Below are 20,123 nucleotides of genomic sequence, written 5' to 3' on the forward strand. Positions count from 1 at the left end.
CATGTTGTCACGGGATGATGTTGAGTGGCTGTGTCATCATCCGGATGCAGTCGCTGACGCTGAACCGTTGGAGTTTTCGAAAGCTAGTGAGTTCGCTGATGGAGCTACGTTGCGTTCCGTATATGGTGAACGCGGTCGCGTCTTGGCTGAATTCATGGTGGCCCGCCGAGCAGCTCGAGGGGTTCGTGAAATTGATGCCAAGGTGCCGGGGGACGTTCGTAGTGAGTGGTTGGTGGATTCGGAGTCGGTGCAACAAGCAACCCCGGTAGCTATTGCGCGGTACCGGGCGCAACGGTTGGCATTATCACCGTCGCTTCAGGCGGGGGCGTTGGTCCATGACGTGACCTGTTCTATTGGTAGTGAGCTTGCTGCCCTAGCTCGTCGGGGGCTCACGGCAATCGGATCTGATATTGATCGAGGACGAGTGGCGATGGCGCGACATAATATGGAAGTCCTTGAGAATGTGGCATCCACCGGCCGTGATCACAAGAGCCGGTCAGTGCGGGGGAGCGATGGAGGGAGTGTACGGCGGTTTGTTCGGCCTTTGATTGTCCATGCTGATGCGTTGTGTCCCGTTACTCGTCCCGCTGTTGTTATCGCGGATCCTGCCCGGCGTGTGCAGGGGCGGAGGATATCACATCCTGCTGATTTCATTCCCCCGCTACCAGGGCTGATTGACGTGTGGCGTAGGCTTCCGCTGGGTGACAGGCAGGTGGCTACAACGCTGGGGAGCGGGCGCGATGGCATGGAAGGCAGTTGTCCTGAGCTCGTTATCAAGTGCGCTCCCGGCATTGATTACTCCGGGTGGGATGGGGAAGTAGAAATCATTTCAGTCGCTGGTGCCGTCAAAGAAGCATGTTTGTGGACACCTGGAATTGCGGCTGCGACACGTGGGATTCGCGCGCAGGTCTGTAGTCATGATGGTGATACCTCTCAGACAGATACCCGTCGAGATACGCATTGTGCTGATCATTCGTTGGAACGACGTGTCACGCGCCGAGCAACGCTTATTCGTGCCGACGGGTCTGTCGATATGTTTACTGACCGTGATCCTGCGATTCCGGAGAACATGGTGTCTGCGGGGATGGACGTCGATGCTCGGAATGATAGGAGTTGCGATGGTGGTGTGTGCGATACGACGGTGTTTAGTCGGCATGTGTCTGGTCGTATGGGACAGTACATCGTTGATCCTGATGGGGCGATTGTCCGTGCTGGATTAGTGAGGCAGGCCGCGTATCGATGGGGTATGTGGCAAATCGATCCGCATATCGCGTTCTTAACCGGAGATACTCCGCCCGCGGGAGTGCTTGCATGTGAGGTTATTGATTCTGTTCCTCTGTCGAAGGTGACCAGGGCCATGGCAGATCGCGCTCCGGATACCATCGAAGTTCTTGTCCGCGGTGTTGCTGTGAACCCGGATCATATACGGGCGAAAATCATGTCGGCCGCGCGGAAGCGTCGGGGAAAGGCATCACGGGGTCGACAGGGATCTGCGGCAGGCCCGGAGAAGAGCGCACAAGGTTGTGGTGGCCTCGTGTCCGGTGGAACGCAGAGTGGGGAATATACCCTGGTGATTACGCAGGTGGGGGAGAGAAACGGGCACAGTTCTGCTGTGGCTTTTATCTGTGGCCCACGAGTGGTGGGTGCATCGACAACCAGTTGACAAGCAGAATGATCAACGAAGTCTGATCGGGTAAAAAAGAAGTGAAGCCCACTCAAACGGGGGCAACTTAGTGAGGTCTAGAGAGCTTGAACACACTTTTGTGTGGTAGGCCACAGAAGTGCGTTAGAGTGGGCCTCACAATGAGCGAACTCCTCATACTAGGCGCGGTCGGTCATGGCTGTGCCACAGACTTTCGCTCACACGCCATCAGAAAGGTGAATGAATGTCGAACATTGTCGTTTTAGTTAAGCAAGTTCCGGACACCTACGCCGAGCGGCAGCTCACGGACGATGACTACACCGTTGATCGTGAAAGCACAGACCAGGTTCTCGATGAAATCAATGAAAATGCCGTTGAAGCTGCTCTCCAACTCAAAGAAGCTGGTGGAGACTACACTGTGACGGCTCTCACCGTCGGGCCTGACAGTGCAAAAGATGCTCTTCGTAAGGCACTTTCACTTGGGTGTGATGAAGCCATCCACGTGTGTGATGAGGGACTTGCTGGCTCTGACGTATTGGGGACTGCGTGGACATTGTCGCAGGCACTCAACTTGGTCGACGACATCGAATTGATCATCTGTGGTAACCAATCCACTGACGGCAATATGGGCAGTGTGCCCGGTTTGATCTCGGAATACCGCCAGATTCCTGCGGTCACGGGACTACGTTCTCTGTCTGTGGAGAATGGAATAGTCAAGGGTGAAACTGCTCGTGAAGAGGGCGTTTACACCGTTGAAGCCCCTACTCCCGCGATTATTTCGGTGACCGAGAAGGCTAATGAGCCTCGCTTCGCTGCCTTCAAGGGCATCATGGCCGCAAAGAAGAAAAAGATCCAGCAGGTCGACCTTGAGGATATTGGGGTTGATGCTGCCAATGTCGGTTCAGATAACGCTGCGACCTCTGTCACCGCGTACGCTCCGAAGCCAGAGAAGTCCGCTGGTGAAATTATTACTGATGAGGGCGATGGTGGCACGAAACTTGTTGAGTTCTTGGCTAGCCAGAAACTCATCTAAGGCTCCATTCGAAACCAGAATCCACCACTTTTGTTCGTTGATGAACAAAAACACTCGGTCACAACTGACCGATATTGAAAGGACTTTTCTATGACTGATGTACTGGTTCTCGTTGAGCATGCTGACGGAGCATTGTCCAACAACACGAAAGAACTGATCACAGCCGGACGTGTATTCGGTACTGTCGGCGCTGTTGTCGTCGGCGCTGAAGGTACTTCCGAAGCCCTGAAAGATGACCTGGCGGCTGCAGGTGCAGAAACCATCTACGCTGCGGAAAACGACTACGCTGCCCACTACCTGGTGACGCCGGCTGTCGATGCCTTATCTGCGTTGGCTGCTGGTTTTAACGTTCCAGTAATCATTGCGTCATCGGCGACAGGTAAAGAAATCGCTGGCCGTGTTGGTGCTCGTGTTGCCTCAGGTATCCTTGGCGATGTCACTCAGATCAACGCTGACCGTACGGCAGCAAGTTCCATTTTCGGCGGTGACTACACCGTTGAGCTCTCCGTCGGTGGCGCGTCCCCGATTTATCTACTGCGCCCGGGCTCCGTGGAGCCTGACCCTCAGGCAGCGTCGGGTACTGTTGAGCCTGTTGAAATGCCAGAACCTGGTCCCGTTGCGGTAAAAATCACGTCGTTTGCGCCAGCGGAAGGTGGCGATCGGCCTGAGCTGACCGAAGCGAAGATTGTCGTCTCCGGTGGTCGTGGAGTCGGGTCCTCCGATGGATTCACCAATGTTGTTGAGCCTCTCGCCGATGCTTTGGGTGCTGCGGTGGGTGCGTCCCGCGCCGCTGTGGACTCCGATTTCTACCCGGGTAAGTTCCAGGTCGGACAAACCGGTAAGACTGTCTCACCTGATCTCTACGTCGCGCTGGGCATTTCGGGTGCCATCCAACATAAAGCGGGCATGCAGACGTCGAAGACCATTGTTGCCGTAAACAAGGATGAAGAAGCCGGCATCTTCGAGATCGCGGACTTCGGCGTCGTCGGTGATCTCTTCGATGTCGCACCGCAGGCTACCGAGGCTGTGAAGAACCGTTAGCCACACACGAGGACGTGCGTCGGCTGTCGATATCACCCTCGCTGTGAGCGCCCCTGTGTGATGGCACCCTAGCAGCGTAGTGGTGAGTGACGAACGAGCTGTATTACCCTGCGAAGGGTGACGACAGCTCGTTTTTTTATGGATCATGCCGCGACAACTCCCCTTCGGCAAGTGGCGAAAGATGCCATGATGGACTCCTGGGATTTAGTGAATCCGGGAGGTCAGTATGCGTCTGGTCGTGAGGCACGAAAAGCTATAGAAGAAGCGCGCGAAACGGTCGCGAATCTGCTGGGTGCGGAGCCCATTGAGGTGATTTTCACTGGCTCAGGAACAGAGGCCGATAATCTCGCTGTCCAGGGATTATATACTGAACGCACGCGTGGACTACGGGAGATCGCGGCCCACCGGCGCCGCATCCTCGTGGGATCGGTGGAGCATCCGGCTGTGATGGAACCTGCGAAAGCGCTTGCGGCAGACCCGGAGTCGCCAGGCCCTGATGCTGAGGTAGTCGAGATACCCGTGGATTCGAGCGGCCACTATGATACCAACGCTCTTGCTGACGCCCTTGTCGACGGTTCACCAGCGCTCGTTGCTCTTCAGTGGGCGAATAATGAGACCGGAGCTCTCCAGCCGGTTGACGCGATCGCCTCTCTTGCCCGAGATAACGATGTTCCCTGGCATGTCGACGCGGTGCAAGCTGTGGGCCATGTCCCGGTGGATTTTCATGCGTCAGGGGCTACGACGTTGGCAGCGTCGGCGCACAAATTTGGTGGCCCGCGCTCAACAGGGATGTTGTTGTGTGGACGTGCCACGAAACTGTACACACTGCTGCGGGGGGGAGGACAGGAGCGATCCTTGCGTCCAGGAACACCCAATGTTGCTGGAGCCGTGGGAACGGCAGCGGCGTTAGCTGAAGCGTGCGCCGAGATGGACGCTGAGCGCCGACGGTTGACTCATCTCCGCGATCGTATCGTATCGTTCATGGAGGCAACGATTCCTGATGTGACTGTTCATACGGCTGAGCCAGCATTGCCGGGGCATGTTCATGTCAGTGTGGCGGGGGCTGAGGGGGACAGCCTCATCATGTTGTTGGATCAAGCTGGCTTTGATGCGTCCACAGGGTCAGCGTGCGCGGCCGGGGTGAACCGGGTAAGCCATGTCGTGTTGGCGCTGGGAGTTGACCCGACAGTGGCGCGGGGCACGCTGAGGTTCACACTGGGGTGTACCACGACGGAGAGCGATATCGCAGCGTTGGAAGCGGTTCTTCCCCGCATTGTCGATCAAGCTCGCGCCGCTGGAATGGCGTGATCTGGTTTGTCCCACTCGGCAGGACTACCTAAAGTGTGTGACTTAGTGCAGATTCAACAGATGGGATGGTCATGCGTGTAATGGCAGCAATGAGTGGCGGTGTTGATTCCTCCGTCGCAGCTGCGCGATTGGTAGCCGAGGGGCACGAGGTAATTGGTGTCCATTTGGCCCTCGCCTCCACGCCGACGACGCTCCGTGTCGGCTCCCGAGGCTGCTGTTCGTTGGAAGATTCTGGCGACGCGCGCCGTGTTGCGGACACCCTGGGGATACCTTTTTACGTCTGGGACTTTTCAGATCGATTCCGTGAGGATGTCGTCGATCCTTTCATTAACTCTTATGAGATGGGGGAGACCCCCAATCCCTGTCTTCGTTGCAATGAGAAGATTAAGTTCCAGGCCTTATTGGATCGAGGCATCGCCCTGGGCTTTGACGCTGTGGCGACAGGTCATTACGCGCGGCTGAAAGACGGAGAATTGCGTCGAGCTATCGATGATCAGAAGGACCAATCGTACGTTCTAGGCGTGTTAAATGAGGAGCAGCTGGCTCATTGTTTGTTCCCGCTCGGGGATACCCGCAAGCCAGAGATTCGACGGGAAGCCGAAGAGGCCGGCCTGATGACGGCCTCGAAGCCGGATAGTCACGATATTTGTTTCATCCCTGACGGAAATACTAAGGCGTTCTTGGGTAGTCATATTGGTGTCCGACCGGGTGACATGAAGGACCAGGATGGCACCGTGATTGGCCACCATGATGGTGTGTATGGGTTTACCATTGGACAGCGGAAAGGTTTGGGACTTCCTGGCCCCGCACCGGATGGGCAGCCTCGGTACGTGACAGATATTGATGCTGATTCGGGAACTGTCACGGTGGGTACTCGTGATGATCTCCGTGTGGGCCGGTTGTATGCTGATCGACTCATCCGCTTGGGTGCGTATGACGGAATAACGCAGGAATGTCAGGTTCAGGTACGTGCACATGGTGGTGTTGTTGATGCAACGGTCACTGTCGAGGGAAGCCGGGCCCAGATTGATCTTCATTCACCGTTGACAGGGGTGGCGCGGGGACAAGCAGCAGTGATATACCGCCCTGATCGTGATGGCGATGTTGTTCTAGGGTCGGGCACGATTTGTGACACTGTGTCCGTATCTCGGGTGCGCGCGGCGAACTCTGAGGCCTCACGCACGAGCTAATATCACTTGCAGCCACATTATGCAGAAGAATATGAACTATCGAACGACGAGCGTGCCATGGGCATCTGGATGGGGTGCGCTGGAGACGACAGATCCACGTGAGGCAGCACGTATTATCGCCGGGGAATCGCAGCTGCCATTCATTCCGCAGCTTATCAATCGTGGTATGGGTTCCTCGCTGTCGGGGGTGACACTGTCGTTGTTACCGTCCTCATACGTGCAGGGTCCACGGTCATGGATGATGTCTGGTTCCACTGTGGCGTCGCGTCGCTGTCGTGATGCTGTTCACCGGGACATGGATGTCTATGAGGAGTCCTGGCAAGCTGGTGCTGCGCTATCTGGTGATTGCATCAAAGTTCAGGTGATGGGGCCCTGGTCGCTCGCGGTCATGACGGAATTATCCGATGGGCACCGTATAGTGTCAGATCCGGCAGCCACCCGTGGGTTTCATGAGGAGTGGATCGGTGGGGTTGCGGATCATCTCTCCGAGGTGTGTCGCCGATTTTCTGGTCGGGTCCTGGTACAGATTGATGAACCTTATGTGGACACCGTGCTCGGCGGGACAGTTGCCGGGGTGACGGAGTGGGATATCATCCCTCCTATTCATCGTGAGGTGGTTGTTGCGCGGTGGGGTCAGTGCTGTGATGCTCTTCGCAGTGAGGTCGGTGGTATTGCGGATAGTGGTGTATATGATGGGGCGCTCGCTGGCGTTGTGATGTCCATGACTGCATCGGTCCCGGTCAATGGTGAGGTACCGCGGTATGCTCAACCGCTTATAGGTTTACACGATCTGGAGATGGCGTTAGTCGATGGTTCATTGGGTCATCGTCGGCTTGATGGGGTGGCAGGGCTTATCGACGCTGGCCGTCGAGTGGTCATCGGTGTGTCAGTAGAACCCAGGAGGTCTGGGGTGGAGAATTCTGCGCATACGGCGGTGACTACTCGTAATACTGGGATAACTCGCTACGCGGTGGACGATCCGGCTCGTGACTGCGCGGTTCGTATTTCGCGTGTGTGGCGGGCGCTGGGGCTTGATCCGGTTCTCATGGGGGAGCGTATCAGTATTGTGGAAGGTCACGGTGGTCGTGGGCGGGAGCGCTCAGATGCATCGTCCTTGCGTGTTGCTGATGATGTGCGAGACATGCTCCGTCGGGATAGTGGAGACCTGTAAATTCCTACGCGGTGGGCCTCTGGACGGAACTTTGTGCAGCCGTGATGATGGCATTGATCGCCGTGACGTACCAATCTTCAACTTCTGTATGGTTGAGTGGTTCTACTGCGCGGGTATTCTCTGTCTCGGTCGCGGTATGATGCTGCATCACCGAGACCGAGTCGTGTCCCGATTCTATGGGTTCGTCGCTGTCATAGGGGGTCTCGTGGTGATGGCGGTCGTGATCAAGTTGTCTTCCACGATTATTCAGCGGGCCGCCCATCGTGGTCACTCCGGCGTTGACCAATGATTGGATACTTGAGATGAGTTCTGGTTTAAGTTCTGCGGGGATGTCGGGCAGCTTATTGACCTCGTGGGCTAGAGCTTGAGTGAGTTTGGCATGGAGGCGTCCGATTCGTGCGCGCGCATGATCATCGAGGTGAACGCGGGAGAGGGCTGACCGCCAGGAATGGCGAGATTCACGGGCTTCGCGGAAGCTGGCGCGCGCGTAGGCCTCGATGGCTGCGAGTGGCTCGGCCGCATCATCCATTTGGTCGGTGATGAGTTGGGCACGACGGGGAAAGTCGCGCACGACGACGGCTTCGATCATGTCATCGACGTTGTTGTGATACCGGTAGAGGCTTGATCTGCCCATGCCGAGACGTTTGGCGACGGTGCCGACTGTCAGTGGGTTAGTGTCACGGTCGATGTGGGCTTCTTCGAGGATTTCTTCGACGGCATCGAGGATCTTTTCGGATGTTTGGCGCCGGTGTTCGATTACTGACTTCGCTGAAATCCTTGGCATGAGGCTATCCTAATCTTCCAGGTTATGGAGCAAAAAGTTTCGGAGCGCGAGTAGTGGGATCACGGTGCAGCGACAGCATCGCTGGCAGTGGGAGCACTGTCGCTGGTGATGCGGCCGTCTCGCATGGGCCATGCTGTTGAAAAATTCGTCATCTCACGGCCTTGTGATGCAAAGTAATCACGCAGGCTGATTTGATGATCGAAATACGATACTGCCTGAAACTCCATGAGTTCGTCAGTGTTTTTCTTCATAAGGTCAGGCCATGTTCGTGTCATTTTCCATGCTAGTCGAGCAGCGGCAAGGGCATCAGCACTCGCATTGTGTGCGTTATCCAGTTGGATTCCGTATCGTTCGCAGAGAACACCAAGTTTGCGGGGCCCGCGCCGGCGGGGCTCGAGTGCTCGATCAATGACGAGAGGATCGAGGACCAGCCCTGAACATGTGAATGTTGGGTCGAGGTGCCGTAGAATCGTCAAATCATACGCGGCGTTGAACACAATTAATGTTTGCCCGCGGTCCCATGCGGTGTAAATTGCCTGAATCGTTTGTTTGAGGACAGAATCATGGGGTTTGCCGTGTTCTCGGGCGTACTCTGTTGATATTCCGTGGATTTGTGATGCCGCTTCGGGGATGTCGACCCCGGGATCGGCGAGTAGTTCGGTGGAGTCAACTGATCCATTGTGGATGGAGACTAATGCCGAGGTGACGATCCGTGCCGTCAGAGGGTTGGTGCCTGTAGTTTCAAGATCGAAGCTGAGCATCGAGGTGGGGTCAAAGTGGCTCGGCACGGACGATGGTAGCGGCATAGGCATAGATTAGACGACGGTGATGACACAAAGATAGGCGTCCTACGCATAGAGGTGTCATGCTTGGCGTTGGTCATCCCCTCTATGCTGGATATGTGACTAATTCCGAACATTTCACTGATGTGTCTGACGAGCTCAAAGCGTATTGGGAACATCTTGCGAGTGATATTCGACATCACCGTGAGTTGTATTACAACAGTCAGCCGGTGATTTCGGATGCTGAATTCGATCGGCTGTTTCGTGCGTTGCAGGAGTTGGAGAAGGATCATCCGGAGCTGGCTGAGGGTGGTTCTCCGACGGCAGAAGTCGGTGCGCCGCCCACGGCGTCGGGTGCGGTTGATGAGGTGACGTTTGCTCCGGTTCAGCATGTTCACCGTCTGTACAGCTTGGACAATGTTTTTTCGACGTTAGAGTTGCGGGAGTGGCTGGAGCGGACTCCTGCGCCGGCGTATGTGACGGAATTGAAGATTGACGGTGTGTCCATTGATCTGGTGTATCGCGACGGTGAGCTGGTCTCTGCTGCAACTCGTGGCGATGGTGTGACGGGCGAGAATATTACGCCTAATGCTCGGACAATCGCTGATATTCCCCAGACCATTTCGGCGACGAAAGAATACCCAATACCTGCTCTTTTGGAAGTGCGTGGTGAGGTGTTTATCGGGATTGAAGAATTTTCTGATATTAACGCGGATCGTGTGGAGGGAGGGCGGAAACCTTTTGCGAATCCGCGGAATGCGGCGGCGGGGTCGTTGCGTCAGAAAAATCCAGCAGAGACCGCGAAGCGGAATTTGTCTATGATTTGTCATGGTATTGGTGCGCGCGATGGTTGGGAGCCTACGTCTCAATATGATGCGTACACTGCCTTAGCTGCGTGGGGGTTTCGGGTGTCCCCGTATACCAAGCGTGTGAGCTCTGTCGATGAGGTCATTGCGCATACGGAATATTGGGGAGAGCACCGGCACGATGCTGCTCATGAGATGGACGGTCTCGTCGTCAAGGTTGATGACTTAGCTGAGCAGAATGATTTGGGTGAGACATCACGTGCTCCGCGGTGGGCTATTGCGTACAAGTATCCGCCGGAAGAAGTGGTAACGGGTTTGCGGGATATTCGCATTGGTATTGGCCGAACTGGTCGTGCGACGACGTATGCTGTCTTGGATCCTGTGCTTGTTGCGGGGTCGACTGTGGCTCGGGCGACGCTGCATAACCCATCAGAAGTCCATGATAAGGGAGTGTTGATTGGGGATAGAGTCACTATCCGTAAAGCGGGGGAGGTGATTCCCGAGGTTCTGGGTCCAGTGGCGGATGTGCGTGATGGTTCCGAGAAGCCGTTCATCTTTTCGACGTTATGTCCGGAGTGTGGGACGCCTCTGGTCCAGGTCAAAGCGGATGATGCGGACTGGCGGTGTCCTAACACGCGGGGATGTCCTGGTCAATTGCTTGCACGGATGACGTACTTGGCGGGGCGAACCGCGTTTGATATTGATGTGTTGGGTGTCTCTGGAATCCAAGATCTCATCCGGTCGGGGGTCCTAGCTGATGAGTCTGAGCTTTTCGATCTGGGCGAATCTGATCTTCTTGCGACGTCCGTTTTTACGACGAAGTCGGGGAGAGTGAATGCAACGGGTAAGTCCTTGCTCGCCAACCTCGAGGAGGCGAAAAAAGTTGAGCTGTGGCGTGTGATTGTGGCGCTGTCCATCCGGCATGTTGGTCCGACGGCTGCTCGCGCCCTGGCGGCACGATACGGGTCGTTGGATGCCATCCGTACGGCGTCGCAGGAGGAATTGGCTCGTGTTGATGGGGTGGGGGCGACCATCGCGGCATCCCTGCGGGCGTGGTTTGAGGTCGATTGGCATCGTGCGATTGTTGACGCGTGGACCTCAGCTGGGGTGCGCATGGAAGAGAATGAGCAGGAAAGCTACCCGCAGGTGTTGGACGGTCTGACGGTTGTGGTGACTGGCAGTTTAGAGGACTTCACTCGGGATTCAGCTAAAGAGGCGATAATCTCTCGGGGTGGTAAAGCGGCGGGGTCAGTGTCCAAGAAAACGGACTATGTTGTCGTGGGGGCTAACGCCGGTTCGAAGGAAACCAAGGCGCGGGAGCTGGGATTGCGTATTCTCGACGAAGATGGTTTTAAGACCCTCTTAGATACTGGCAGCCCTGAGGAGTAATCTGATGCCTCCTACCCATGATGGAGTGCCCATCACATCGTCGCCCGTTTCCCATCCCTCCGGTTCGGAGTATTTGAGTTTGGTGGTTCGGACACCGGTCTATGATGCTGCTGACCGGACATCCCTTGAATATATGCCCGGGATGTCTCGACGGTTGCAGAATGATATTTACGTTAAGCGCGAGGACACTCAGCCTGTTCATAGTTTTAAAGTTCGTGGCGCGTATGCGCGGATGGTGGCTTTAACTGATGATGAAAAACGCTGTGGTGTCGTGACAGCATCTGCGGGCAATCATGCGCAAGGGGTCGCTGTGTCGGGGAGGATCATGGGCGTGTCGGCATTGATTGTGATGCCGACGATGACACCGAAGATCAAGGTTGATGCTGTCCGTCACTTTGGTGGTGAGGTCCTCTTGTGGGGGGACAATTTCGATGAAGCTAAGAGGCGTGCCTTACAGATTGCACGGTCGGAGGGGCGGGTGTTTATTCCTCCCTTCGATGATCCGTATGTGATCGCTGGTCAGGGGACTATTGGTGTGGAAATTTTTCAGCAGGCCTCGACTGTTGATCGGGTTTTTGTCCCTGTTGGCGGAGGTGGCCTAGCTGCTGGGGTTGCGGTGGTTCTCAAGCAACTGAATCCGAGGATCAGTGTGATCGGTGTGGAACCGGAGGGCTCAGCGTGTTTGAGCGCTGCGCTTGAGGCGGGCTCGCCGGTCACGTTGGATCGTGTGTCGTTATACGCGGAAGGTGTTGCGGTGGCGAGGATCGGTGATGAAACTTTCCGTGTGTGTCGTGACAACCTGGATGGTGTGATCACGGTCAATTCGGACGAAATTAGTGCTGCTGTTAAAGATATTTTCGATGATTCTCGTGCTGTAGCAGAACCGTCCGGGGCTCTTGCCCTTGCTGGACTGAAAAAATATGTGGCGACTCACGGTATCCAGGGGGAGACGCTGGTTCATGTGCTCTCTGGTGCGAACCTGAATTTCCATAGTCTTCGGTATATCTCTGAGCGCGCTGAGCTGGGTGAGTGTGGTGAGGCACTCTTGGGCGTGACTATTCCGGAGAGGAAAGGTGCGTTTCTCGACTTCTGTCGTGTCTTGGGTGGTCGCTCTGTCACCGAATTCAACTACCGTGTGGATGGACATGATCGAGCGCGTATTTTCGTTGGTGTACAGCTCCGTGAGGGTGATCGGGAACGTGATGACATTATCGCTGATCTCCGAGAACGGTCGTATGACGTTGTCGACTTGTCTGCTGATGATGCAGCAAAAGAGCATGTGCGCTACATGATTGGAGGCCGTGTAGACCGGCATTTTAATGAGCGTGTATTCTCCATCCAATTCCCTGAGCACCCCGGTGCACTGCTGCACTTCTTACACGTGTTGGGTGCCCATTGGAATATCAGTCTCTTTCATTACCGTAGTCACGGTATGGACTATGGTCGTGTCCTCTGCGGATTCGATGGCACAGACTCATCGGCCGGGGATGGTGATGGTGACGATTTTGATTACTACATGGAACAAATCGGCTATCAGTTTAACGAGGTGACTGATTCTGTCGCGTACACCTATTTCCTGAGGTCCTGAGGGTTGTCGTGGCGGGTGAGGGATGACGGCATCATGGCACTGAGGATGGTGCCGAGTTTGCCGAGATGTTCCACTTCTCCGGCGAGAAAATCGGGGCCGCCTGGTCGTCCGATGACTAAGGTTTCACCATTGTCGCTGATGGGGGTGGCCGCTAATGCGGAATCCATGACTGTCCAGCTTTCGGGGAGCCAATCGTCGTCCTCGGGGTCGAGGTGTCGAGCCGTCGTTACTGGAGTTGTGTGAAGGATGGTGCCGTTATCTTCGGGGGCTGCGACGGATGCGGCGACGCGGTGGATGGTGGTGTTCCCGCTGAGGACGATCGCCCACCCTGCGGACATTGTGGTGGGGAGCCCGTCGACAAGGAGTTGGAGGGCGTGGGTACGCGACGATGCTTGGGCGATGGAGGCCAACATGGCGACCTGCCCGGAGCGGTTCACTGAGCCTGAGAAGGGGCGGATGGAATCGACTTCGACGCCGTCGACCTGTTGGGCTGCGGTGATGAGGGTGTCGGGTAGTGCTGTTGCGGGGAGGTCAACGACGACGTCGTCGACGACCGCGCGGTCGGAATGATTGTGGGTGACGACATCGACACTGCGGATGTCTCCGCCGGCCTCGCCAATGGATGCGGCCAGTCGGCCCAAGCTGCCGGGGGCATCGGGGAGAAAGACGCGGAGGAGAAACGACATGGGGATCCCTTTACTCGACGGGCGACGTAATCACTTGGATAGTGTAGGCGGTCTCGGTGGCGTGTGGGCTCATGGGGTGAGAGTTCTAGACAGATTGGTACATTCTGTGAGGTGTTGCGCAGGCTGAGGGTTGTTCTGTACGGACGTGACCCCAACCCCACCCGAACGATGGAAGAGGCTAAGCTAGTGGGGTCATCATTGTCACACCAGGTGAAGGAACCATTGTGTCTTCTATTTCCCGCGATGAGGTTGCGCATCTTGCGCACTTGTCTCGGCTCTCTCTCACCGACGACGAGCTGAGTGAGTTTGCTGACCAGATTGACGGCATTATTGAGCACGTCCGTCATGTCTCAGACGTGGATACCGGTGGAGTTGAGCCCATGAGTCACCCGTCTGATCTCGCAGGTGTTATGCGGGAGGATGAGGTTCATCCAACGTTGACCGCTGAGCAAGCTTTGGATCAGGCGCCGGCGAGTCAACGTGATCGTTTTGAAGTTCCGCGGATTTTGGGGGAGTAGATCATGGCGACAGCATATTGCGTAGGTGACGTTAACGTTGATGATGTAACGACGTATACCGCGGCTGACCTGGCGGAGAAGATTCATTCAGGTGAGATGTCCTCGGTTGAGGTGACTCAAGCTCATCTGGACCGCATTGCAGAGATCGATGGTGATATCCATGCGTTTCTGCATGTAGGGCCGCAGGAAGCTCTTGCTGCGGCGAAGAAGGTTGATGACGGTATTGCCCGGGGTGAGAAGCCAGCGTCACCTCTCGCTGGTGTTCCCCTGGCATTGAAAGATGTCTTTACAACGACGGACGCCCCGACGACTTGCGCGTCAAAGATTCTTGAGGGCTATATGAGCCCCTACGATGCGACGGTAACAACTCGTTTGCGTGAGGCTGGAATTCCGATTGTCGGCAAGACCAATATGGATGAGTTCGCGATGGGGTCGTCCACGGAGAATTCAGCGTATGGTCCGACGCGCAACCCGTGGGATCTGACCCGTACACCGGGGGGGTCCGGTGGTGGTTCGTCAGCGGCGTTGGCGTCGGGAATGGTGCCACTTGCGATTGGTACTGATACGGGTGGATCTATTCGCCAGCCTGCTGCGTTGACTAATACTGTTGGTGTTAAGCCGACGTACGGCACAGTGTCGCGGTATGGCCTGGTGGCGTGTGCGTCCTCTCTTGATCAGGGTGGTCCGACAGGGCGTACGGTCCTGGACACCGCGTTGTTGCATGAGGTGATTGCTGGACATGATCCGCATGATTCGACATCGGTCAATCGTCCTGTTGCTCCCGTGGTTCAGGCTGCCCTCGAGGGGGCAACAGGTGATTTGGCTGGTGTCAGGGTGGGCGTCGTCAAGCAGCTTGCGGGTGAGGGGTACCAGGACGGTGTTCTGAGTGCCTACAATGATGCCGTCTCGACCCTCTCTCGTCGCGGTGCTGAGGTGGTGGAGGTTGATTGTCCGCATTTCGATGATGCGTTGAGTGCCTACTATCTCATTCTTTCGTGTGAGGTGAGCTCGAACCTTGCACGCTTCGATGGAATGCGGTATGGCGTGCGCGTGGGCGACGATGGGCGACATTCTGCTAACGAGGTTATGGAATTGTCGCGTGAAGCGGGCTTTGGATCAGAGGTGAAGCGTCGTATTATCCTTGGAACCTACGCATTGTCTGTCGGTTATTACGATGCCTACTACCTCCAGGCTCAGCGTGTCCGTGCGTTGATTGCTGAGGATTTTGCGAAGGCGTATGAGCAAGTCGATGTGTTGGTTTCTCCGACGACGCCGACCACGGCGTTCAAGCTGGGGGAGAAGGTGGATGATCCCATGTCCATGTACCGTTTTGACCTTTGTACTTTGCCGTTGAATCTTGCTGGTTTGTGTGGGATGTCTGTTCCTGCAGGGCTTGCGGCAGATACACATCTTCCTGTTGGGTTGCAGATTATGGCGCCTGCTCATCAGGATGATCGTCTGTACCGTGTTGGGGCGGCGTATGAGGCTGCCCGGGTGGGCGAGTCTCAAGGGTAAGTTAGGATTTATGGACCACAGCGGAGACGGTTGGGCGATTCAAGCGAACGGCGCCTGGTTCTGGGGCGTTGATGGTGCTGCCGGTTTGTTCCTTCGAGCGCCGGGCCCTGATGGTCGTCCGCTGGTGTTAATGCAGCATCGCGCTGCGTGGACGTCGATGCCGTTGACGTGGGGTATTCCTGGGGGAGCTCGGGAGGCTGGTGAGACTGTCCAGGAAGCTGCCTTGCGGGAAGCTAGTGAAGAAACAGGTATTAACCCGCAGGATGTCGTTATTATTCAGCAACAGGTCACGACACGGTGCGCGGTGGATTATGCGGTGCGGAGGGCTCCGGCTGCCCATTGGCCTGGTGTGCCGCGGTTTACCTCACTGGATGGGCATCATTGGGTGGGTCTTATGGATCCGAGTGTGCGTGAATGGACCTATACGACGGTCTCGGCTTTTGTGTCCTCTCCGATTGAGGTGCAGGAAAATAGTGAGTCGATTGAGTTGGCATGGGTCCCCGAAGCGGAAATTGTTGATCTGGAGCTCATGGCGCCGCTGCGTGCTTCGTTGCCAGTCACGTCGAGTGTTGTTCAGCATGGTGCCGTTGATAGCCCGATGATGTGTGCTAACCCAACTGGACACGGTCCACTGTGGCTGGTACCTTGACTGGCTCCTCGGGGATCGGGGTGTTGCTTTAGATATTTACAGATGTGCACGGTTAATAAAATATAGTTAGGTAAACTAAATGAGTGTGACAATTAATAACTCTCAACACGGTGACATATCCACCGTGGACGATGAGCAGGCCAGTTCTGACAATGACGCCTGGCGCGCCTTGGTCGCACTATGCGTGGGTTTCTTCATGATCTTGTTGGACCAAACGATTGTCGCAGTGGCTACACCTGATCTCCAGCGGGCTTTTCACGCTGACTACAGCGAAGTTCTATGGGTCACCTCGGTCTATCTACTAACGTACGCCGTACCGTTATTAGTGACGGGTCGTCTCGGGGACCAGATCGGCCCCAAGAAGGTGTATCTCGCTGGCATGGTCCTTTTTACTGTGTCCTCGTTGGGGTGCGGTATGGCTCCGGATATCCAGTGGCTTATTGTTGGCCGTGCAGTCCAGGGATTTGGAGCCGCCTTATTGACACCGCAGACAATGAGTGTCATTAACCGAATTTTCGCCCGTGAGCGGCGTGGCGCAGCGATGGGCCTGTGGGGCGCAACGGCGGGAATGGCCGGGTTGGCTGGCCCTGTGTTAGGCGGGTTAGTGACAACCTGGGTCGGGTGGGAATGGATCTTCTTCATCAATGTTCCGATTGGAATCGTATCGGTCGTCATGGTCCTAAAGTGGGTGCCAGAGTTGCCCACCCATAATCACGGCTATGACTGGGGCGGCATTATCACCTCGGTTATTGCGGTCTTTTGCATGGTTTTTGCTCTTCAGGAAGGTAGCAATGCGCACTGGGCGCCGTGGGTATGGGTCATGCTCGCCACCTCAATTGTCGTCTTTGGCGCCTTCATCATGATTGAGCAACGCGGAGCTCAGCGTGCCATTGAGGTCCTCGTACCCTTGTCACTGTTCAAGGATAAAAACTTCGCGGTGGGAAACCTCTCGATCACAGCGATGGGTTTCGCTGTCGCAGCGCCAGTGGTTCCCATGATGATCTACTTCCAGCAGTTTCACCACATGTCAGCGCTGGGCGCGGGTCTCATGATGGTTCCTATGGCCGTGATCTCAGGTGCGCTCTCACCGTTGGTGGGGCGCCTTACGGATACAGTTCCGCCCCGTCGTCTGTCAGTGACCGGCTTTGCTCTGATGTCGGCCTCGATGCTGTGTTGCTTCGTTGTCATGAGGCCAGGGGTTTCCGTGTGGTGGATGATCCTCGCAATGGTCATCCAAGGCTTCGGCCATGCCTTCGTGTGGGCACCGAACACAACCACAACCATACGTGACCTTCCAGCAGAGAAGTCTGGTGCCGGCTCTGGTGTATACAACACGACACGTCAGGTTGGTTCCGTGATCGGGACAGCAACCGTGGCAGCGACGCTCGACGTCTTTATGCACCACACCGATCCGATATCGGCGCTGGGATGGACGATGCTTTTCCCGACCGGAGTGCTGCTCATCGGGCTGCTCGTGGTGACTCAATTTGAAGGGACGACGGCCGCAACGAGCATGACGAAGGCCGCTACCGACTAACTCAGCACGGCCGGGCGCCGTATGCGCGATCGGGCTAGGGTAGTGACTATGCGTATTGCGACTCTTACCTCGGGTGGTGATTGCCCGGGGCTTAATGCGGTCATTCGTGGGATTGTTCGTACTGCCAGTTCTGAGTACGGGTCCACTGTGGTTGGTTATGAAGATGGCTGGGCTGGGCTTCTGGAGGATCGCCGAATTCAGCTCTATGACGATGAGGAGATTGACCGCGTTCTCCTCCGCGGCGGCACGATTTTAGGGACGGGCCGTCTACACCCTGACACATTCCGCGCGGGCATTGAGCAGATTAAAGAAAACCTCTATAACGCGGGAGTTGATGCTCTCATCCCAATTGGTGGTGAGGGAACATTAAAAGGAGCTCAGTGGCTCCACGAGAACGGAATCCCGGTGGTTGGCGTTCCCAAAACGATCGACAATGATGTCAACGCGACGGACTATACATTTGGTTTTGATACTGCTGTCTCCGTCGCTACCGACGCTATTGATCGCCTGCACACCACTGCGGAATCGCATAATCGCGTGATGGTTGTCGAAGTGATGGGCCGCCATGTTGGGTGGATCGCATTGCATGCAGGGATGGCGGGGGGTGCACATTACACCGTGATCCCTGAGATCCCGTTCGATATCGATGAAATCTGTAAAGCCATGGCACGTCGGTTCCAGATGGGTGAAAAGTACGGAATTGTCGTTGTCGCCGAGGGGGCTCGCCCGAAAGAAGGAACCATGGAATTGAAGACGGGGGGAATTGATCAATTCGGTCATGAGATCTTCACTGGTGTGGGCCAACAAGTGGCAGATGCTATCCATGAGCGTCTCGGACATGATGTACGTACGACGGTCTTGGGCCATATTCAGCGTGGCGGTACTCCGACGGCGTATGACCGAGTGTTAGCTACACGGTATGGAGTTCATGCTTGTCGGGCCGCACATGAGGGTACATACGGAACTGTCACGTCGCTCCAGGGAGAAAATATCGGATTGGTCAGTCTCCACGATGCCGTAGGCACCCTGAAGGTTGTCCCGATTGAGCGTTATGAGGCTGCGGCCGCACTTTTCGGATAAGTGGATGGCATGGCACGTCCCTCAACAATGCGTAAAAAAAGGGGACAGGCGAGTAAAACTGCGATCTGTGGGGGTGCCGTCGAGTACTCTGTGCGGGAGATAGTCGGGCCTCCCCGAGGCTCAGTGGAGGCCCAGCCCGCAAGGAGAACTATTGATGTTCAGAAGCACACTGTCGATTGCCTTAGCTTTCGTTGGGCTGATCGTTGGCGCGGGAACTGCCTCCGGTCAGGAAGGACTACAGTTTTTCGTGGCCTTTGGTCGCTGGGGGATCTGCGGTGTTGTGCTCGCCGCAGTTCTCATGAGTATTGCAGGGACGTCGGTTTTTGTTCTCGGCAGCTACTATCGTGCTCACGAACATAAACGTGTTATTGATAGCTCGGCAACCAAACTTCTCGCAGTCTTTTTAGATATGGGGATCCTCATCACGCTGTTTTCGCTGGGGTTTGTCATGTTTGCCGGTGCGGGGTCTAATTTTCATCAACAGTTCGGCCTCCCGACGTGGGTTGGCAGCACGATGATGCTGGTTCTCGTCATAACGACAGGCATGTTGGACGTTGATAAAGTCTCGACGATTATTGGTGCTATCACACCGTTCATCATCGTGTGCGTCACGATTATTGGTGTGACCACGCTCCTGAGTAGCCACTCCGACATTAACCACTTGGATGCGGCGTCATCGACAATCCACACCCATTTGCCGAGTTGGTGGATGTCATCGCTCAACTATGTAGGTTTCAACCTTATATGCGGTGTGTCGATGGCTATTGTTATCGGGGGATCATATTTTTATCCTCGCCAGGCTGGTCTCGGCGGGGGAGTCGGTGGCCTGATCTTCGGGTTTTTGTTGATTGTTATCGCCTTTTCTTTGTATATGAACGTCGATGACATCAAAGACAAGGATCTTCCGATGCTGGCCCTTGCCTCGGATATCAGTCCTCTTTTCGGCCTATGTATGTCGGTCGTCATCTACGGCATGATCTTTAATACCGCACTGGGAGTTTTCTATGCTTTGTCTCGGCGTGTGTGTGCTCACGATGAGAACCGTTTCCGTCTGACACTGATAGCAACTGCACTGGTGGCCTATGTCATCAGTTTCCTTGGCTTTAGAGCGTTGGTGTCGAATGTATATCCGATCTTGGGATATGTTGGTGTGCTCCTCATGGTTGTCTTGGTATATTCGTGGGCTACGTCGCGGCGAAAGATCGTCGAGGAAGGAAAGCGTCGTCGGCGGTTGCGGGAATTGGTCAACCGAAAGCTGGACCCGACCAAGCGTTTTACCTCAAAGCAGAAGCGGGAAGTCAGACACCTTATTGATGAATCCAATATTGATGACGACGTTCTCCGGGAAATTCTGGATCACAATGATGTCTCCCGGTAACGACCATTAATTTCGGTGACGTTGGG

General features: G+C 55.6%; 17 protein-coding genes. 14 read left to right on the forward strand and 3 right to left on the reverse strand.

The window, feature by feature from the left end:
* Nucleotide 1: 1 nt before the first annotated feature.
* The 6 genes from V5S80_RS02030 to V5S80_RS02055 all read left to right on the forward strand — a co-directional run bounded on the left by V5S80_RS02030 (nt 2) and on the right by V5S80_RS02055 (nt 7,385).
* On the forward strand, nt 2-1,663 hold the full coding sequence (locus tag V5S80_RS02030; RefSeq protein ID WP_395169075.1) for a hypothetical protein: 1,662 nt from the start codon (nt 2-4) through the stop codon (nt 1,661-1,663).
* Nucleotides 1,664-1,886: 223 nt separating this feature from the next.
* Nucleotides 1,887-2,675 (forward strand): electron transfer flavoprotein subunit beta/FixA family protein, encoded by a 789-nt coding sequence (locus V5S80_RS02035; protein ID WP_395169076.1) that lies wholly within the window; start codon nt 1,887-1,889, stop codon nt 2,673-2,675.
* Nucleotides 2,676-2,765: 90 nt separating this feature from the next.
* Nucleotides 2,766-3,716, forward strand: coding sequence for an electron transfer flavoprotein subunit alpha/FixB family protein (locus tag V5S80_RS02040; protein WP_395169077.1), 951 nt, complete (start codon nt 2,766-2,768; stop codon nt 3,714-3,716).
* A 138-nt stretch (nt 3,717-3,854) separates the two neighbouring features.
* Nucleotides 3,855-5,024 (forward strand): cysteine desulfurase family protein, encoded by a 1,170-nt coding sequence (locus tag V5S80_RS02045; protein ID WP_395169416.1) that lies wholly within the window; start codon nt 3,855-3,857, stop codon nt 5,022-5,024.
* A gap of 71 nt (nt 5,025-5,095) precedes the next feature.
* On the forward strand, nt 5,096-6,214 hold the full coding sequence (gene mnmA, locus V5S80_RS02050) for a tRNA 2-thiouridine(34) synthase MnmA (protein WP_395169078.1): 1,119 nt from the start codon (nt 5,096-5,098) through the stop codon (nt 6,212-6,214).
* A gap of 31 nt (nt 6,215-6,245) precedes the next feature.
* Nucleotides 6,246-7,385 (forward strand): hypothetical protein, encoded by a 1,140-nt coding sequence (locus V5S80_RS02055; RefSeq protein WP_395169079.1) that lies wholly within the window; start codon nt 6,246-6,248, stop codon nt 7,383-7,385.
* 4 nt (nt 7,386-7,389) lie between these two features.
* On the opposite strand, the gene V5S80_RS02060 is transcribed toward V5S80_RS02055, so the two are convergent.
* Nucleotides 7,390-8,169 carry a TetR/AcrR family transcriptional regulator gene (locus V5S80_RS02060; protein WP_395169080.1) on the reverse strand — a complete coding sequence of 260 codons (780 nt, stop codon included), beginning with the start codon at nt 8,167-8,169 and terminating at the stop codon, nt 7,390-7,392.
* 59 nt (nt 8,170-8,228) lie between these two features.
* Nucleotides 8,229-8,981, reverse strand: a complete 753-nt coding sequence (locus V5S80_RS02065; protein WP_395169081.1) for a 3'-5' exonuclease — start codon at nt 8,979-8,981, stop codon at nt 8,229-8,231.
* An 89-nt stretch (nt 8,982-9,070) separates the two neighbouring features.
* Here V5S80_RS02065 and ligA point away from each other — a divergent pair, with 89 nt between their 5' ends.
* Together ligA and ilvA are read left to right on the forward strand one after the other, a co-directional pair.
* On the forward strand, nt 9,071-11,146 hold the full coding sequence (ligA, locus tag V5S80_RS02070) for an NAD-dependent DNA ligase LigA (RefSeq protein WP_395169082.1): 2,076 nt from the start codon (nt 9,071-9,073) through the stop codon (nt 11,144-11,146).
* Nucleotides 11,147-11,150: 4 nt separating this feature from the next.
* Nucleotides 11,151-12,734, forward strand: a complete 1,584-nt coding sequence (gene ilvA, locus V5S80_RS02075; protein ID WP_395169083.1) for a threonine ammonia-lyase, biosynthetic — start codon at nt 11,151-11,153, stop codon at nt 12,732-12,734.
* Here the strand turns inward: ilvA and V5S80_RS02080 are convergent.
* Nucleotides 12,716-13,420, reverse strand: coding sequence for an amino acid-binding ACT domain protein (locus V5S80_RS02080; protein ID WP_395169084.1), 705 nt, complete (start codon nt 13,418-13,420; stop codon nt 12,716-12,718). The genes ilvA and V5S80_RS02080 overlap by 19 nt on opposite strands.
* A gap of 224 nt (nt 13,421-13,644) precedes the next feature.
* Here V5S80_RS02080 and gatC point away from each other — a divergent pair, with 224 nt between their 5' ends.
* The 6 genes from gatC (at nt 13,645) to V5S80_RS02110 (ending at nt 20,097) form a co-directional block, all read left to right on the forward strand.
* Nucleotides 13,645-13,938: an Asp-tRNA(Asn)/Glu-tRNA(Gln) amidotransferase subunit GatC gene (gene gatC / locus V5S80_RS02085; RefSeq protein WP_395169085.1), complete on the forward strand. Its 294-nt coding sequence runs from the start codon at nt 13,645-13,647 to the stop codon at nt 13,936-13,938.
* 3 nt (nt 13,939-13,941) lie between these two features.
* Nucleotides 13,942-15,453: an Asp-tRNA(Asn)/Glu-tRNA(Gln) amidotransferase subunit GatA gene (gene gatA, locus V5S80_RS02090; protein ID WP_395169086.1), complete on the forward strand. Its 1,512-nt coding sequence runs from the start codon at nt 13,942-13,944 to the stop codon at nt 15,451-15,453.
* A 10-nt stretch (nt 15,454-15,463) separates the two neighbouring features.
* A complete protein-coding gene (locus V5S80_RS02095) occupies nt 15,464-16,102 on the forward strand; it encodes an NUDIX domain-containing protein (RefSeq protein ID WP_395169087.1) in 639 nt (212 codons plus the stop codon).
* Between the two features lie 85 nt (nt 16,103-16,187).
* The gene (locus V5S80_RS02100) at nt 16,188-17,639 is read left to right on the forward strand and encodes an MFS transporter (RefSeq protein ID WP_395169088.1); all 1,452 of its coding nucleotides are present in this window, start codon (nt 16,188-16,190) and stop codon (nt 17,637-17,639) included.
* A 48-nt stretch (nt 17,640-17,687) separates the two neighbouring features.
* Nucleotides 17,688-18,719 carry a 6-phosphofructokinase gene (locus V5S80_RS02105; protein WP_395169089.1) on the forward strand — a complete coding sequence of 344 codons (1,032 nt, stop codon included), beginning with the start codon at nt 17,688-17,690 and terminating at the stop codon, nt 18,717-18,719.
* A gap of 154 nt (nt 18,720-18,873) precedes the next feature.
* Nucleotides 18,874-20,097, forward strand: a complete 1,224-nt coding sequence (locus tag V5S80_RS02110) for a hypothetical protein (protein WP_395169090.1) — start codon at nt 18,874-18,876, stop codon at nt 20,095-20,097.
* Nucleotides 20,098-20,123: the final 26 nt, after the last annotated feature.

Origin of the sequence: Corynebacterium sp. PCR 32 (assembly GCF_037464985.1) — a bacterium.
Lineage (GTDB): Bacteria > Actinomycetota > Actinomycetes > Mycobacteriales > Mycobacteriaceae > Corynebacterium > Corynebacterium kroppenstedtii_D.

Excerpts from the sequence above, each read along its gene's own strand:
- V5S80_RS02030 (WP_395169075.1), top strand. The coding sequence starts at position 2 with ATGTTGTCACGGGATGATGTTGAGTGGCTGTGTCATCATCCGGATGCA.
- V5S80_RS02035 (WP_395169076.1), top strand. The coding sequence starts at position 1,887 with ATGTCGAACATTGTCGTTTTAGTTAAGCAAGTTCCGGACACCTACGCC.
- V5S80_RS02040 (WP_395169077.1), top strand. The coding sequence starts at position 2,766 with ATGACTGATGTACTGGTTCTCGTTGAGCATGCTGACGGAGCATTGTCC.
- V5S80_RS02045 (WP_395169416.1), top strand. The coding sequence starts at position 3,855 with ATGGATCATGCCGCGACAACTCCCCTTCGGCAAGTGGCGAAAGATGCC.
- mnmA (WP_395169078.1), top strand. The coding sequence starts at position 5,096 with ATGCGTGTAATGGCAGCAATGAGTGGCGGTGTTGATTCCTCCGTCGCA.
- V5S80_RS02055 (WP_395169079.1), top strand. The coding sequence starts at position 6,246 with ATGAACTATCGAACGACGAGCGTGCCATGGGCATCTGGATGGGGTGCG.
- V5S80_RS02060 (WP_395169080.1), bottom strand. The coding sequence starts at position 8,169 with ATGCCAAGGATTTCAGCGAAGTCAGTAATCGAACACCGGCGCCAAACA.
- V5S80_RS02065 (WP_395169081.1), bottom strand. The coding sequence starts at position 8,981 with ATGCCTATGCCGCTACCATCGTCCGTGCCGAGCCACTTTGACCCCACC.
- ilvA (WP_395169083.1), top strand. The coding sequence starts at position 11,151 with ATGCCTCCTACCCATGATGGAGTGCCCATCACATCGTCGCCCGTTTCC.
- V5S80_RS02080 (WP_395169084.1), bottom strand. The coding sequence starts at position 13,420 with ATGTCGTTTCTCCTCCGCGTCTTTCTCCCCGATGCCCCCGGCAGCTTG.
- gatA (WP_395169086.1), top strand. The coding sequence starts at position 13,942 with ATGGCGACAGCATATTGCGTAGGTGACGTTAACGTTGATGATGTAACG.
- V5S80_RS02095 (WP_395169087.1), top strand. The coding sequence starts at position 15,464 with ATGGACCACAGCGGAGACGGTTGGGCGATTCAAGCGAACGGCGCCTGG.
- V5S80_RS02105 (WP_395169089.1), top strand. The coding sequence starts at position 17,688 with ATGCGTATTGCGACTCTTACCTCGGGTGGTGATTGCCCGGGGCTTAAT.
- V5S80_RS02110 (WP_395169090.1), top strand. The coding sequence starts at position 18,874 with ATGTTCAGAAGCACACTGTCGATTGCCTTAGCTTTCGTTGGGCTGATC.